Origin of the sequence: Acinetobacter towneri DSM 14962 = CIP 107472 (assembly GCF_000368785.1) — a bacterium.
Lineage (GTDB): Bacteria > Pseudomonadota > Gammaproteobacteria > Pseudomonadales > Moraxellaceae > Acinetobacter > Acinetobacter towneri.
Genome location: NZ_KB849688.1, coordinates 539,888 through 555,926, shown reverse-complemented (window position 1 = coordinate 555,926; position 16,039 = coordinate 539,888). Strand labels below are relative to the sequence as shown.

At 41.5% G+C, this 16,039-nt stretch carries 14 protein-coding genes; 5 read left to right on the top strand and 9 right to left on the bottom strand.

Annotated elements, in window-relative coordinates:
* Window positions 1–85 precede the first annotated feature (85 nt).
* Both F947_RS04175 and F947_RS04170 read right to left on the bottom strand, forming a co-directional pair.
* Complete coding sequence (locus F947_RS04175; protein WP_004972439.1) at window positions 86–1,261, bottom strand: thiolase family protein; 1,176 nt, start codon at window positions 1,259–1,261, stop codon at window positions 86–88.
* Window positions 1,262–1,391: 130 nt separating this feature from the next.
* On the bottom strand, window positions 1,392–1,910 hold the full coding sequence (locus tag F947_RS04170; protein WP_004972436.1) for a GspH/FimT family pseudopilin: 519 nt from the start codon (window positions 1,908–1,910) through the stop codon (window positions 1,392–1,394).
* A gap of 375 nt (window positions 1,911–2,285) precedes the next feature.
* On the opposite strand from F947_RS04170, the gene omp38 reads away from it, so the two are divergent.
* Window positions 2,286–3,326: an outer membrane protein Omp38 gene (omp38, locus tag F947_RS04165; protein WP_004972434.1), complete on the top strand. Its 1,041-nt coding sequence runs from the start codon at window positions 2,286–2,288 to the stop codon at window positions 3,324–3,326.
* Window positions 3,327–3,828: 502 nt separating this feature from the next.
* On the opposite strand, the gene F947_RS04160 is transcribed toward omp38, so the two are convergent.
* From F947_RS04160 to F947_RS04150, 3 genes are all read right to left on the bottom strand, one after another.
* Window positions 3,829–5,292: an amino acid permease gene (locus F947_RS04160; RefSeq protein WP_004972431.1), complete on the bottom strand. Its 1,464-nt coding sequence runs from the start codon at window positions 5,290–5,292 to the stop codon at window positions 3,829–3,831.
* Window positions 5,292–6,326, bottom strand: a complete 1,035-nt coding sequence (locus F947_RS04155) for a methyltransferase (protein ID WP_004972429.1) — start codon at window positions 6,324–6,326, stop codon at window positions 5,292–5,294. Before F947_RS04155 ends, F947_RS04160 begins: the two co-directional genes overlap by 1 nt.
* A 65-nt stretch (window positions 6,327–6,391) precedes the next feature.
* On the bottom strand, window positions 6,392–7,762 hold the full coding sequence (locus F947_RS04150; protein ID WP_004972426.1) for a uracil-xanthine permease family protein: 1,371 nt from the start codon (window positions 7,760–7,762) through the stop codon (window positions 6,392–6,394).
* A gap of 172 nt (window positions 7,763–7,934) precedes the next feature.
* Here F947_RS04150 and typA point away from each other — a divergent pair, with 172 nt between their 5' ends.
* Window positions 7,935–9,773, top strand: coding sequence for a translational GTPase TypA (gene typA, locus F947_RS04145; protein WP_004972424.1), 1,839 nt, complete (start codon window positions 7,935–7,937; stop codon window positions 9,771–9,773).
* Window positions 9,774–9,973: 200 nt separating this feature from the next.
* The gene (gene mscL / locus F947_RS04140) at window positions 9,974–10,408 is read left to right on the top strand and encodes a large conductance mechanosensitive channel protein MscL (RefSeq protein ID WP_004972423.1); all 435 of its coding nucleotides are present in this window, start codon (window positions 9,974–9,976) and stop codon (window positions 10,406–10,408) included.
* Between the two features lie 91 nt (window positions 10,409–10,499).
* On the opposite strand, the gene F947_RS04135 is transcribed toward mscL, so the two are convergent.
* On the bottom strand, window positions 10,500–10,778 hold the full coding sequence (locus F947_RS04135; RefSeq protein ID WP_004972420.1) for a peptidylprolyl isomerase: 279 nt from the start codon (window positions 10,776–10,778) through the stop codon (window positions 10,500–10,502).
* Window positions 10,775–11,635, bottom strand: a complete 861-nt coding sequence (gene mutM / locus F947_RS04130) for a bifunctional DNA-formamidopyrimidine glycosylase/DNA-(apurinic or apyrimidinic site) lyase (RefSeq protein WP_004972419.1) — start codon at window positions 11,633–11,635, stop codon at window positions 10,775–10,777. The genes F947_RS04135 and mutM overlap by 4 nt, the downstream gene beginning before the upstream one ends.
* A gap of 288 nt (window positions 11,636–11,923) precedes the next feature.
* Between mutM and F947_RS04125 the strand changes: the two genes are divergently transcribed.
* Together F947_RS04125 and F947_RS04120 are read left to right on the top strand one after the other, a co-directional pair.
* Window positions 11,924–13,060: an NADH:flavin oxidoreductase/NADH oxidase gene (locus F947_RS04125; RefSeq protein WP_004972418.1), complete on the top strand. Its 1,137-nt coding sequence runs from the start codon at window positions 11,924–11,926 to the stop codon at window positions 13,058–13,060.
* A gap of 124 nt (window positions 13,061–13,184) precedes the next feature.
* Window positions 13,185–14,117 carry an AEC family transporter gene (locus F947_RS04120; RefSeq protein ID WP_004972414.1) on the top strand — a complete coding sequence of 311 codons (933 nt, stop codon included), beginning with the start codon at window positions 13,185–13,187 and terminating at the stop codon, window positions 14,115–14,117.
* Window positions 14,118–14,218: 101 nt separating this feature from the next.
* Here the strand turns inward: F947_RS04120 and F947_RS04115 are convergent, their stop codons facing one another.
* Both F947_RS04115 and ygfZ read right to left on the bottom strand, forming a co-directional pair.
* Complete coding sequence (locus F947_RS04115; protein WP_026438287.1) at window positions 14,219–15,025, bottom strand: tetratricopeptide repeat protein; 807 nt, start codon at window positions 15,023–15,025, stop codon at window positions 14,219–14,221.
* A 190-nt stretch (window positions 15,026–15,215) separates the two neighbouring features.
* Window positions 15,216–15,938 carry a CAF17-like 4Fe-4S cluster assembly/insertion protein YgfZ gene (ygfZ, locus tag F947_RS04110; protein WP_004972410.1) on the bottom strand — a complete coding sequence of 241 codons (723 nt, stop codon included), beginning with the start codon at window positions 15,936–15,938 and terminating at the stop codon, window positions 15,216–15,218.
* Between the last annotated feature and the right edge of the window lie 101 nt (window positions 15,939–16,039).

Sequence of the window (16,039 nt, the reverse complement as noted above, 5' to 3'; positions counted from 1 at the left end):
TTACTTTTTGAATAAAGAAGGGTTAGGGAATGACTTTATTCAATCTACCTCAATCCCTCTTTACGAAATAGGGGTTGCAAGGCACTTAAAGTAATTCAATCGCGACCGCAGTTGCTTCACCACCACCAATACAGAGAGCAGCCACACCACGCTTGCCACCTGTACGTTTAAGCGCATGAATCAAAGTTAGGATAATACGTGAACCTGTAGAACCCACAGGATGCCCAAGCGCACATGCACCACCGTTAATATTCACTTTTTCAGGATCAAGCTTGAACTCATCCATTGGGCACATGGTGACCATAGCAAAAGCTTCATTAATTTCCCATAAATCTACATCTGCAACTTGCCAAGCTGCTTTATCCAATACTTTTTGAATCGCAGCAACAGGGGCGATGGTGAACTCCGATGGATGTTGTGAATTGGTGGCATAAGCCACAATTTTCGCCAATGGTTGCAAACCTTTGCTTGCTGCATTTTCTGCAGATGTCAGGACTAAAGCCGAAGCGCCATCCGAAATTGAGCTGGCATTGGCTGCGGTAATTGTGCCATCTTTGGCAAAAGCTGGACGAAGGGTTGGGATTTTTTCAATATTGGCATTAAACGGTTGTTCGTCTTTATCGACAACCACGTCACCTTTACGTGTTGAAACATGTACAGGCACAATTTCATCGGCAAAATAGCCTTCATTTACGGCAGTTTGCGCACGTTTAAGAGAGCGAATCGCAAAATCATCCATTTGTTCACGGGTATAGCCTTTGCTATTGGCCATATCTTGTGCGAATGAGCCCATTAAACGCCCTGTTTCTGCATCTTCTAAGCCATCTAAGAACATGTGATCTTTCACATCACCGTGTCCCATGCGGTAACCCGCACGTGCTTTAGTCAGAATATAAGGTGCATTACTCATTGACTCCATACCACCAGCGACAATGATTGAGGCAGAACCTGCTTTGATTGCATCGGCTGCTTGCATGACAGCTTTCATACCAGAACCACAGAGTTTGTTGATGGTGACCGCACCTGTAGAATCTGGTAAGCCTGCTTGACGCATCGCCTGACGAGCAGGGCCTTGCTTTAAGCCTGCAGGCAGGACGCAGCCCATAATGACTTCATCGATTTCTGTTGCTTGTACCCCCGCACGTTGAATGGCCGCTTGGATACTTGCCGCACCTAATTCTGGTGCAGTCACATTGGCTAAACTGCCTTGAAAGCCACCCATTGCAGTGCGTGCACCATTTACAATAACGATATCCGTCATTTTATTCTCCCAGTTTTTTATATGTGCTTTTGTCTAGATTTAATTCCAAGCAGGAATAGATCACTTCAGCAGTATAGGCAAAAAAAGATGAGAATAAAGTGACAATATAAAGATCATTTAGACTGCTCAGTTAACATCCATTGATGTCTTCAGCTCGAGTTTGCCCCATTTTACTAAGCACCAGTCGTTTGCTCGCGACGTGAGTAGAGCAGTAAAAGAAACTACCATTCGAGCCGATCGGCAAACCTTGTTGTGCATTAAAAGTTACACTGGGTATGTTTAAAGTGCCACGCCAATCCAGAGTTCCGTATTTAAGTGCAGTTTTTTCTGTATAAAGAATGTATTCATTGTTGTCTATCTGACGATTTTTATTTCGATCAATAAAAATCATAAAACCCGTATTCCAGTTTTGCTTACTGCATTGGCTAAAGTCATGTGTTGGACAGATCACAACATTACTATGATGGGTGAAGGCATGGGAGCGTGCTATTTTCAGGCTGGACTGTAATGAATACTGAATTCGCTTGAGTTCTTGTTCTGCCATCAGCTGATGAAAATAGGGCAGGGCAATCATGACTAAAATCGCACTAATTGCTAACGTGACGATCAATTCAAACAGCGTGAAGCCGTTTTTTCTTATATTCGACATAAGTCTTTACCTGTTATTGTTATGTTTTTTTATGATTAATTTGAGTAATTTGTTGTTTTATAGCACTTTATGTGTTGTATAATAATTACTAAACAACTTTTCGTGAAAGTGTTAGAATAAACCGCAAGAAAGATAGGCTATTCGCACCAAATAATTGAGTAAAAAGTTACCGAATTACAACGGAAATTGTAAGTAATTTTGTCAATAATTTACTTGATTAAAATTATCAAGCACTTGGAAAAGTAAAAAAGTGTTTGTATGATTCAAAGTGACTAGCTTAAAAATAATACTGGGGTATAAGAAAGCCTATCTCAGGGTAGTCGAAAATTTAGGCTTGAGCTTGAACAACAATTGTTATCTCTGGAGGATAAATCCATGAAAATGAGTCGTATTGCATTAGCAATGCTCGTAGCTGCTCCTTTAGCTGCTGCAAACGCGGGCGTAACTGTTACCCCATTAATGCTTGGTTATACTATGTTTGATACACAGCATAACAATGGTGGTAATGATGGTAGTTTAACAAGTGGCGCAGAACTTGATGATGACTTGTTCGTTGGTGCAGCACTTGGTGTTGAGCTTACTCCTTGGTTAGGTTTTGAAGCTGAATATAGCCAAATCAAAGGTGATGTGAGTAACGGTGGTGAATACAAGGGTCAAAATATCGCAGGTAACTTCTATGCGACTTCTGATCTAATCACTAAAAATTATGACAGCAAAATCAAGCCATACGTACTTTTAGGTGCTGGTCACTATAAATATGACGTAGAAGGTGCTAATGGTGTCGGTTATATCCGTGATGGTGAAGAAGGTACTTTAGGTAATGCAGGTGTGGGTGCGTTCTTCCGTTTGAACGATGCTTTATCTCTTCGTACTGAAGCACGTGGTACTTACCACTTTGATGAGCAATTCTGGAACTACACAGCTTTAGCTGGTCTTAACGTAGTTCTTGGTGGTCACTTGAAGCCAGCTGCTCCTGTAGTAGAAGTTGCCCCAGTTGAAACCGTTGCTCCAGTTCAACCTGCTCCACAAGAGTTGACTGAAGACTTGAACATGGAACTTCGTGTGTTCTTTGATACAAACAAATCAAACATCAAAGATCAGTACAAGCCAGAAATCGCTAAAGTTGCTGAGAAGTTAGTTGAATATCCAAACGCTACTGCTCGCATCGAAGGTCACACTGACAACACTGGTCCACGTGCATTGAACGAACGTTTATCTTTAGCTCGTGCGAACTCTGTTAAATCTTCACTTGTAAATGAATACAATGTAGATCCAGCTCGTTTGTCTACTCAAGGTTTCGCTTGGGATCAACCGATTGCTGACAACAACACTAAAGAAGGTCGTGCTATGAACCGTCGTGTATTCGCGACGATCACTGGCAGCCGTACAGTGACTGTTGAACAACAAGCTCAATAATTTGAGTTAAGTTGAAAAAACGACTCTTCGGAGTCGTTTTTTTATGCTTCTCTTTTATGAGGTGTCTGGATTAAAGAGTGCCTGAAATGATTTACATTCAATACGTTTAAAAAATATTGTAAAAGTATGATTATTAGAATAATGAGTAAATAAAGTAGAGGCTGATGGTGCTTAATATTTCGGTTTGTTGAATTGTAAACTAAGCCGAATTTTTATATCAAGTTTATCGTCAATTCATTTAAAAACTCCAAAGCGGTGCCCCAGATCAAATTTTGAAACAAGATATATGTACTGAATGTCTATCAGTCGATCAAGTCGTTGTTTAGCGATTATAAAATCAACATTGAGCAGTTTGTGATGTGATCTCTCGCCGTATTATCAATAATGAAAGTGCTTTAAAAATAAAATTTGTCTTAAATTTGCGCCATAAAAAAACAGCCAAATGTTGGCTGTTTTTAGAATCTTGGCTTCTCAAACGAAGTGCAATAGAAGAAGATTTACTTTAGTCATGATCAGGATGTAGTGGTTTCACATCCATCTCCTGATATGCAATCAGTTTGGTTTTGTGTTTCCATTTATAGCCTAACCAAATGACCAAGAACAAAAGAATACCAATATAAGTCGATAAAACAGCGAGCCATTCACCATCAAGTACAGCTTGGTAGTTTTGCCCTAATACAACAATCGCACATAAAATAAAGGCAAACCATGGCGCAAAAGGAAAGAATTTGGCGCGGTAATCTAAATCTTCAAGTTTGTAGCCTTGTGCCAAATAGCCTTTACGGAAGCGGTAATGCGATACAGCAATTCCGAGCCAAACGATAAAGCCACACATGCCTGACATATTCAGAAGCCAGTTAAATACTTGTTTTTCACCAATAAATGTTGTTAAAAAACATAGTGCAGCGATTGCTGTTGTGGCATACAGTGCATTCATTGGGACGCCACGAGCATCCAAGCGGGCAAAAGCTTTTGGTGCACTGCCTTTACGTGCCATATCAAATAGCATACGGGTCGATGAATACATACCCGAGTTACCAGCAGAAAGAATCGCAGTTAAAATTACTGCATTCATGACACTTGCGGCAAAGGCAAAGCCTGCCTGTTCATATAGTAAAGTAAACGGAGAGAGTGCAATGTTATCGGTGGCGGCTGCTTGAAGTAAACGTGGGTCATCATAGGCGATTAAGGTACCAATAATGAAAATACACACGATATAAAACAACAAAATACGCCAGAAGATTTGTTTAATTGCAATCGGAATTGTTTTCTTCGGATTTTTAGATTCACCCGCAGCAACCCCCACCATTTCTGTACCCTGAAATGAGAATCCTGCAATCATTGCTACCCCAATTAAGGCGGATAATCCACCTACAAATGGAGCTTCGCCTTTGCTCCAATTGGCAAAAGTAGCAACATCTGGAGTCAGCATGATTTTGACAATCATAAAAATACCGATAATGATGAATGCCACAATCGCAAGGACTTTGACCAGTGAGAAGAAAAACTCAGATTCCCCAAAACCTTTGACGGTTAAGGCATTAATACCAAATACAACCGCTAGAAATAAGGCGCTCCAATAGAAGCCAGGAATATCGGGAAACCAGAATTTCATAATGAATTGTACAGCCACCAATTCAAATGCCACGGTAATGGCCCAGTTGTACCAATAGTTCCAGCCGAGTGCGAAACCAAAACCACCCTCGACATATTTACTGCCATAGGTAAAGAAAGCCCCAGAGGTTGGATTGTGGGTGGCAAGTTCCCCTAAACTGGTCATCAAGAAATAAATCATCACACCAATGAGGGCATACGCAAGCAAGGCGCCACCAGGACCAGCGTTGGCAATGGTGGCCCCTGAAGCAAGGAATAAACCTGTACCAATTGAGCCACCAATGGCGATCATGTTTAAATGACGCGCACCGAGCTTACGCTGTAACTGTCGATTGTTTTGAGTTTCGCTCATCATGCGTCCTTCGTATTTTTTTGTGTACTGGCAAACAGCACTTTAAAGCCTTGTTGATCTGCCTTGATTGTGCATTGACCGAAACTTTGTTCAATTAAGAGTGGATAATTCAAAAAGCGATTAGCCACAATCCAAAGTTCACCACCCGATTTCAGGTGACGACGTGAGGTTTTACACAGATTTTCACTGGCATCGTAATGTGTTTGAATGCCTTGGTGGAACGGGGGATTACTCACGATGGCATGCAAAAATAGCGGTGCATCTTCAACGCCTGTCACGGCTTTAATTTCAAGTTGTTGTGGATTGAGCTGATTTTTTTCAAACGTCATTAGCGTTGACGCTAAAGCAAAGGCATCGACATCTAAAGCAAAAATACGATTTTCAGGGTTAAGTTTGGCTAAGTAAGCACTGATCACACCCGCACCACAGCCAAAATCTGCAATTTTCCCAGCAGTAACCTGATTCAAATAAGGCAGTAATACAGCCGTGCCAACATCCAAGTGTTTTTGGCTAAATACACCCGGCAAGGCACAAATCTGTAAATCGCCTTTAGGTGTAGCAACTGTATAGTTTTGCGCCCAATCTGCTAAGGCTTTAGTTTGAACCTTGCAGTCTAAAATCAGCTGCCATAGTTGGCAGTGGCGGGCGCTATCTAGTTTGAGTGTTTTGCCATAAGGTTGTAATTGCTTTGCAGCCCGTTCAATTCCTGCTTTCTTTTCACCGACTAAAAATACGCTGCTGCCTTGTGGGAGTTGTGCGGCAATGGTGTGAATCAGGTAATTGAGCAGTTCCTTGGATTTCGGCACAAAAATAACAGCCTGATCAAATTCACCTGCAGGCAATTCTGCACCAAAATGCACTTGCGCCTGTCGATTTTGAAAGTATTGATAGTCGTTAAAATTCCATGTCCAAACAGAAGCTTGGATTGAGTCACCCAATTCTGCGAGGAGTTGATCGGTCGGGGCATTGATCAGTAGAACGCGACCAGACAAATAGTCGTATTGTCTGAGTAAAACTTCGCTTTGGGGGTTCATGGTTCTCTCTCCAATAGAAAAACACTGTCTAAGTTCAGCTCAGACAGTGTTTTTTGGACATGCAATTACTTTTTAGTTTCAGGAAGCACAATATTTAAAATGAGTGCTGCAATACCGCCTGTTGCAACGCCTGAACTGAAAATATTACGGAATAATTCAGGTAAGTGTTCCAGAATTTGTGGCACTTGTGCAACACCTAAACCTAAGCCCAATGAAATTGCAATAATCAGCAAGGCACGACGATCTAAAGCGACACCTGAAAGAATATTGATTCCCGAAGCGGCAACAGCACCAAACATCACCATCACAGCACCACCTAATACGGCTTGAGGCACAGCCTGAATCACACCCGCGACTGCAGGAAGTAAACCTAAAATGATGAGCAGGGCAGCAATCCAGATACCGACATAACGGCTAGCAACACCTGTAAGTTGAATCACGCCATTGTTTTGGGCAAATACCGAACTTGGGAAGGTGTTGAAAATACCTGCCAAGAATGAGTTAGCGCCATTTACCAATACACCGCCTTTAATGCGTTGCATCCATTGTGGGCCATCGACAGGTTGATTGGAGAGTTTAGAGGTCGCGGTAATATCACCAATGGCTTCTAATGACGTCACCAAATAAATAAATGCCAATGGAATGAATAAGCTCCAAGAGAAATCCAGTCCAAAATGCATCGGAGTCGGCACTTGTACTAGAGGGGCATCTTTCAGACCTGAAAAGTCGAGATGACCCATCATGCCTGCCATTGCATAACCAATCACCAAGGCAATTAAAATGGCAGAGCTTTTAATCCACGTGATATTGATGCGGTTCAAAATAATAATAATTGCCAAGACGGTACACGACATAATCAGGTTGTCGGTATTGGCAAAGGTATTATTGCTCATGGCTTGGTAGCCACCGCCCATACTGATTAAACCTTCTTTAATTAAGGTCAAACCAATGAGAAGTACCACAATACCAGTGACCAATGGGGTAATCAGCTTTTTGACCCACGGTAAAATTTGCGATACGCCCATTTCAATAAACGAACCTGCAATGACCACGCCAAAAATTGCCGCCATGACCGATTCAACAGGTGTGCCTGCGGCGACCATAGCAGAGCCAATACCAATGATTGGGCCAATAAAGTTAAAACTGGTGCCTTGCACAATGAGCAAACCTGCACCAAAAGGGCCGACTTTTTTACATTGTAAAAAGGTTGCAATGCCTGAAATGACCAAAGACATTGACAAGATCATGTTGGTATCTTGTTTGGAAACACCTAAAGCCAAGCAAATTAAGAGACCTGGTGTGACAATTGGAACAATAATTGCCAGTAAATGCTGAAAAGCTGCTAAAAAAGCGATGAATGGTTTTGGACGGTCATTCAGACCATAGACCAAATCGAGCTGGTCTTTTGGGTGGGGAGAGTGGTTTAAATCAGACATGAGTCATAAAAAATTGCAAAAGTGGCGCTATTCTAATCGAGTTACACAGCTTTACAAAACCCAAAGCACGCCACTCATCAAAAAAAATTGTGTGTGTCAATAAAGTGTCACTATAAAACTTTAGTATTTTTCTGTATAATTTGCCCTCAAATTTATAGCGTATTGAATTTAAATGTCTGATATTAAAACTCTCCGCAACATCGCAATTATTGCGCACGTTGACCACGGAAAAACAACTCTTGTGGATAAACTTTTACAACAATCGGGCGCACTCGGTGAACGAGCGGGCGAGATTGAGCGTGTCATGGATTCAGGCGCTATTGAAAGTGAACGTGGTATTACCATTCTTGCAAAAAACACTGCAATCAAGTGGTTAGACAAACGTACTGATACTGAATACCGCATTAACATTGTGGACACCCCGGGACACGCCGACTTCGGTGGCGAAGTTGAACGTGTAATGTCGATGGTGGATTGCGTACTTCTTTTGGTTGACTCACAAGAAGGCCCAATGCCACAAACACGTTTCGTAACGCAAAAAGCGTTCGCACGTGGTTTGAAGCCAATCGTGATCATCAACAAAGTAGACAAGCCAAACGCGCGTCCAGACTGGGTTATTGATCAAGTATTTGACTTGTTTGATAACTTGGGTGCAACCGATGACCAATTAGACTTCCCAATCGTATATGCATCAGGCTTACGTGGTGTTGCTGGTCCTGCGCCAGACGAATTAGCGGAAGATATGACGCCGTTATTCCAAACAATTGTAGATATCGTCGAGCCACCAGCAGTTGATGTTGATGGTCCATTCCAAATGCAAGTCTCTTCACTTGACTATAATAGTTTCGTGGGTGTGATTGGTGTGGGTCGTATTCAACGTGGTTCTGTGAAATTGAATACACCTGTAACCGTGATTGACCAAGAAGGCAAAACACGTAACGGTCGTATCTTAAAAATCATGGGTTACCACGGTTTAGAGCGTATCGACATCGAATCTGCATCTGCAGGTGACATCGTTTGTGTAACAGGCATGGACGAATTACATATTTCTGACACGATTTGTGATCCGAAAAATGTAGAAGCTTTACCGCCGCTTTCTGTAGACGAACCAACCGTATCGATGACATTCCAAGTCAACAACTCACCTTTTGCGGGTAAAGAAGGTAAGTTCGTGACTTCACGTAACATTCGTGAACGTCTAGACCGCGAATTAATTCACAACGTTGCACTTCGTGTAGAAGATACTGACAGTCCAGACCGTTTCAAAGTATCTGGTCGTGGTGAGCTTCACCTTTCTGTATTGATTGAAAACATGCGCCGTGAAGGCTTCGAAATGGGTGTATCTCGTCCGCAAGTCATCTTGAAAGAGATTGATGGCGAAATGCAAGAACCATACGAAAACGTGACTTTTGACGTAGAAGAACAGCACCAAGGCGCTGTGATGGAACAAATGGGTAACCGTAAAGGTGAGATGACCAATATGGAAGTAGACGGTAAAGGTCGTATCCGTATTGAAGCCACTGTGCCTTCACGTGGTTTAATTGGTTTCCGTTCTGAATTCATGACCATGACTTCTGGTACGGGTATCATGACGTCAAGCTTCTCACACTATGGCCCAATGAAAGCAGGTCAAGTTGCGAAACGTCAAAACGGTGTGTTGATTTCTATGGTTCAAGGTACTTGCCTTGGCTATGCATTGTTCACATTGCAGGACCGTGGTCGTCTATTTGCTAAACCTCAGTTAGAAGTTTACGAAGGTATGATCGTAGGGATTAACTCTCGTTCAGACGACATGACAGTTAACCCAACTAAAGCGAAACAGTTAACTAACGTACGTGCTTCTGGTACTGATGATGCGTTGACATTGGTACCTGCAATTGAATTCACGCTTGAACAAGCGCTTGAATTTATTGAAGATGATGAATTAGTTGAAGTAACACCTAAGTCAATCCGTATCCGTAAACGCTGGTTGACTGAAAACGAACGTAAACGTAACCGTTCTGGTAAATAAGTTTTAAAAATGATGTTGTCCTCATGCGGGGCAGCAAAATTTAAAAATGCCATCAATTTATTGATGGCATTTTTTTGTTTAAATTAGCAAACCAATATATAAAAGCAGATGATTTCCAAGTAAATTACGTGGAAATGAAGCTATAAAGTTAATGTATACTTCGTCACATAAATTAAAGTCAAAAAAAACTGGAGATTTAAATGAGTATTATTCAAGAGTTCCGCGAATTTGCGGTAAAAGGCAATATGATCGACTTGGCTGTCGGTGTGATTATTGGTGGGGCATTTGGTAAAATTGTTGACTCATTAGTGAAAGATATCATCATGCCATTGATTACTGTGATCACTGGCGGTGGTGTGGATTTCACACAAAAGTTCTTTGTTTTGGGCGATAACCCAAACAATTTACAGTCTTTAGATGAGTTAACCAAAGCAGGTGTAAATGTCCTGACCTATGGTAACTTCCTTACGATTTTAATTAACTTCATCATTTTGGCATGGGTGGTGTTCTTAATGGTGAAAATGATTAATCGTATGCGCCGTAAACAAGAAGAAGCAGCGCCAGAACCAGCAGCAACGCCAGAAGATATCGCGTTGCTACGTGAAATTCGTGATGAATTGAAAAAACGTCAATAATTTTTAATACGCAATCAAAACAAACGGCGCTTTATGCGCCGTTTGTTTGCACCCTATTCTCTAGGATGGAGAGGCGCTGAAGGCATAAAAATTACATCCGAAACTTTACTTCTACCAAATGAAAACCAAACTGACTTTTTACAGGGCCGTGTAGTACGCGTTCTGCTGCGGTAAACACTAATTTATCAATCACGGGTACCAATTGTCCTTTTTTGACCTCACCCAATTCCCCACCTTTTTTTCCTGAAGGGCAGGTCGAAAATTGTTTGGCAATTTTGGCAAAATCAGCACCTGATTGAATCCGCTTTTTCAGTTGTTCACAGGTTTCTTTATCTTTCACTAAAATATGACGCACAATAGCGGTTCTCATACTTTTTTACCTCGTTTGCTTGTTGCAGCTTTAGTCGAAGTGAGTACTTTTTTCAAAGGCTGACATTCAGGACAAAATACCGAGGCACGTTGGCCCAGTTTTAAATTTTCTAGTGTGGTTTCACAGTTCACACACATTTCACCTGCACGTCCATACGCCAACAAGGTTTGTTGGAAATAGCCATTTTCGCCCATCGCATTGCTGTAATCACGTAAGGTCGAACCGCCTAAATCAATCGCTTGTTTTAAAATGCGTTTGATTTCGAGCACTAGTTTTTCAATCTGTTTCAAACTGAGTGATGATGCAGGTTGTGCAGGGTGAATACCTAAATTAAACAGACTTTCCGTGGCATAAATATTGCCCACACCCACCACGACATGGTTATCCATAATTGCAACTTTGATGCCAACATTTTTGTTTTTGAGCTTCTGTGCAAGATAGTCGGGGTTAAAGGCATCACTCAACGGCTCAGGGCCAAGTGGATCTATCAGTTTGCGTTGAGAGCTTTCATTTAGCCATAAAATACAGCCAAAGCGACGTGGGTCGTGGTAGCGCAATTGTATATCTTCAAACTGAATAATCAAATGGTCGTGTTTGCGTAAATCTTCCTGCGCATCGCAAAGACGAAAACTGCCCGACATGCCTAAATGCCACAACATGCTGTCCTGTTCAAATTGCGCCAGAATGTATTTGGATCTGCGGGTCAATTGCAGTAATTTTTGTCCTGTGAGTTTATGTAGGTTTTCTGGAATGGGCCAGCGTAAATTGGCTTGACGTACTTCTACATTCAGGACTTTTTGATCAAGTAGCGGCAATAGACTAGTTTTGGTAGTTTCAACTTCTGGTAATTCTGGCATGGTACAAATTCAATCCGCTTTTAGAAATTAAGCAGGCAAGGACATACAGTAATGCGCTTAATATTGGGCATTATCCATAGAATACAAGCCATAGTGTGCTGTCGCAAAATTATTCTGTGTAAAACAAAAGCAGGCTTTGCAAAAACCATACAACACGTTATAAATAAATCATTTTTAAACATCTATTATAGAAAAACCATCTAAAACAGATGGCAGATTCTGAGTGATTACTTCTTTTTTATTTAATGATTCGCTTTTGGTGAATCGCACTGTATGAGGGCTTGCAGCGTGACATTACTTTTTCAGCCGATTCAATTTGGATCACTGCAACTTGCCAACAAAATTGTTATCGCCCCGATGTGTCAATATTCTGCCAATGAACAAGGTGAATTGAGCTATTGGCATGAGCAGCAATGGGCCAATTATGCCTTGTCCGGCGCAGGGATGTGTATAGTAGAAGCCACGGCAGTGCAGGCAGAAGGACGTATTAGTTATGCAGATTTAGGCTTATGGAATGACATGCAGCGTGCGCAGATGAAAGCACTATTGCATAAAGTTAAAAGTTTATCGCCTATGCCATTTGCTGTGCAGTTGGCACATGCGGGTCGTAAAGCTTCAACCGATAAACCGTGGCAGGGCAAAGGACAGTTTGCACCGAATGAAGAACATGGCTGGCAGACGGTATCGGCCAGTGAGTTACCATTTCAACCGCACGAACATCCTCCGCATGCTTTAACGCAAGATGAAATTCAACAGGTGATTGCAGACTTTGCCAGTGCCGCAGTACGAGCGGTGGATGCAGGTTTTGATTTAATCGAAATTCATGCTGCACATGGTTATTTGCTGCATCAATTTATGTCACCACTGTCTAATCACCGCCAAGATGAATATGGCGGCAGTTTGGAAAATCGGATTCGCCTTACATTGGAAGTATTTCAAGCGATTCAAAATGCTGTTCCACAAGGCTATCCAATTGGGGTGCGAATTTCTGCAACAGACTGGATGGATGATGCAGAGGGTTGGAATGTGGAATCTTCAGTAGGTTTGGCAAAAGCACTGGAGCATTTAGGTGCGGCTTATATTCACGTGTCGAGCGGTGGTTTGCATGTCGATCAAAAAATTGATGTGCATGCGGGTTATCAAACACCATTTGCACATGCCATTAAGCAAGCTGTAAAAATTCCTGTAATTGCGGTGGGTTTGATTACCGAAGCGATGCAGGCAGAAGGTATTTTGCAATATGAACAGGCCGATGCGATTGCGATCGCACGTGCGATTTTATATGACCCTCGTTGGCCATGGCATGCTGCGGCAGAATTGGGTGAAAAAATTGAGATTGCCCCGCAATATTTGCGCTGTCAGCCGCATGGGTTTCGTACTTTATTTGCGCCGTTTAAATCCACAGATACGGAAGTGGAATCCTAATATTTTATCTGCTTAAAATAAGTGAAACTTACACTATTTTGCCATGCTTTATAGGGAGATTCGGTGTAAGGTAAATCAGTAAAAACCATGTCGATCATGGGCAACACTGAAAAAGGATGTCAGGGTGTTACTGAGTATTTTATTTCCCATTTGTACCGTAGTACTGTTGGGATATTTTGCCATCAGAAGCCAATTTATTGAAACCAGTGCGATTCAGTTTCTAGGTCAATTTGTCATGAAAGTGGCGTTGCCTGCATTTCTATTGCAGGCATTGGCCAGTAAAAGTTTGTCAGAAATCTGGCATCCTGCTTATTTCTTAGGTTACGGTGGCGGTTCTATTCTGCTGTTTATCTGTGCCTTTTTACTGTATCGGCATTATTTTAATTCAAATTTGACCCATGCCAGTGTATTGGCAATGGGTGCATCAATGTCAAATACAGGGTTTATTGGCACTGCTATTTTGACTTTGTTGATTGGCAGTCAATCGGCAATTTATTTGTCTTTAACTTTAATTGTCGAAAATTTAATTATTGTAGCTTTGATGCTGATTTTGGCAGAACGAGGGCTACAATCTTCAGCGAAATCAGGTTGGCAGGTGTATGCCGAAACTGTGCAGCGCTTACTGAAAAATCCAGTAATTTTATCTATTTTATTGGGTATGCTGTGCGTATTGTTGAATTTCAAACTGCCGCAAGCTATTGCACAAGTGCTGGAAATGTTGGGCAAAACTGCTTTACCTTTGGCTTTATTTGTGATTGGTGGAAGTTTGGTCGGCATGCAAATCAAGTCGGTGAATTTGCAAAGTATTGTTTTGGTTGCATTCAAAGTATTGCTGATGCCACTCACGATTTTTGGAATTTTATGGGCATTAGATGTGAACCGAGAAATGCTATTTGTCGGGACTTTGCTTGCGGCTTTACCAATGCCAATTGCCTTTGGTATTTTCGGGCAGCACTATGGTTTACATGAAAAAGCCTTAGCCCCCTTGGTGTTGAGTACAGTTTTTGGTTTTGTGATGGTGGCGATTTTATTGACACAATCGGGTAAGTATTTATAGCAACGGTATCGAAGTGCTCAAATCATAAAAAAGTCTGTACCATGCTGATACAGACTTTTTTTAAAATTTCTCTGATTAATAGCCTTTATAAAGAAACTATCTTAACTTTTCTTAGCGGTTGCCTTGTTGGAAGCTTTGGCTTGATCTGCCATCATTTTTTCAACCACAGCCAATGATTCTTTGGCTTGCGCTACATTTTCCTGTGCCAGTGAGGCAAAAATCTTTTTCGCTTCAGGCAAGTTTTGCGGCACGATATTGCCATTCACAAACATATTGCCCACTGCCATGAGTGCAGGAATATAACCCTTTTGCGCCAAGTTTTGAATGCTTTGCAGCCCTTGCTTAATTGGTGCTTCATCTTTGTTTTTAAAGCCTGTGCTAATTTCGTACAAGGCTTTTGCATGTATGGCTTGATAATGATCTTTGGCAATTAAAGGTTGTAATAGTTTTAAACCTTTTTGGTCAGATGCTGCCGTATTTTCCGAGAAATATAAAACGGCTAAATCGACTGTGGCATCATTAAAACCCTGATTGGATGCCGTCTGTAAATATTGTTTGGCTTTAGCAGCATCCTGTTTTAAACCCAGTGCGCCAGTAAGATAGTTTTTGCCTAAAACATAACTCGCAACAGGGTAGCCTTTTTGGGCAGATTGCTCATACAACTGAATGGCTTTCTTTTCATTTTTTGCTGTGCCTTGTCCAGTTTGTGTCAAATAGCCTAAGTTATACATGGCTTGCGCATTGCCTGTTTTGGCAAGCTTTTCTAATTCCTGATAGGCATCTTTAACCTTGTTGGCTTGCATTAATTGTTCAATTTTGGCAAAAGCAGGATCGGTTGGAATGTTACTATTTGCCATACTGATGCTGCTAGATAGGGCGATTGCACCCGCAATGAGTAGTTTTTTCATCATTTGAGTTGTACCTTGTTCTATTTTACACATCATTCCGTTGATGTGCGTTTTGTTTTTACAGTGGTGCATTCATCATAAGTTGAAAAGTGTGAATGTAAATATAAAAAATGTGTACGAATGCTTTTTTTTTCATTGTCATTTGAAGGGAATCTTGCGACTCCCTTAACCTGAGCGGGTGGAATCTATTTTATTGCGGACGTGCAACATCGCCATTCAAATGTTCAGGCAAAGCCAATACTTGTACAGCTAACTCTTCCAAAGCACTTGGTTTGGCAACCACCAACGCTTTAAAACCTTCTGCAGTCGCTATGCTATTCACCACTTCCACATCATTATTCAGTTTGGCGGCAGGTGCAGGGGCTTCGCCTGAACCCTGAATTAAATGCAACCAATGTTTTGGTTTGGCTTTAAACCATAAACGTGCCACGACTTCCTGACCCAAATAACAGCCTTTGTCATAATGCACGCCATCTCGTTGATGCAAACGCAATTCCTGCGGTTGAAACACTTCTGCTGTTGAGGCTTGAATCCATGCCTGACCTGTTTCAATCGCTTGTAGTTGCCATGCGTTTAAATCAGTCACTTCAGCTGAAAATTCAGTTTGATTGCCCTGAATGGTTGGGTAAACCGTACCGATGGTTTCAAGCTGCATTTTTGAAAATGCACCAAACTTTTTAATGTGTTTGGCTAAATCTTCGGCTTGGTCGGCTGTGCTGATGATTTCAAAACATTCGGACGAGATTTTTTTAAGCCAGAAGCCAAACTGAACGCGTCCTTTTAAACTGCAAATTGCGGTATAACAGGTTGTATTTTCAGCTAATGTTTCGACATTGACTGTTACCTGACCTTGCAGGAATTTTTGTGCATCGACACCGTTTAAACTTAAAGCACTGAAAGCTAAATCGCGCATGAATAACCTTTCACATTGAAATCTAAGACTAAAGAATGAGGTCAATTTTGCGCTATTTTTCAAAAAAAAGCATTTTTAGGGCAAGAATTTTACTCAAAATG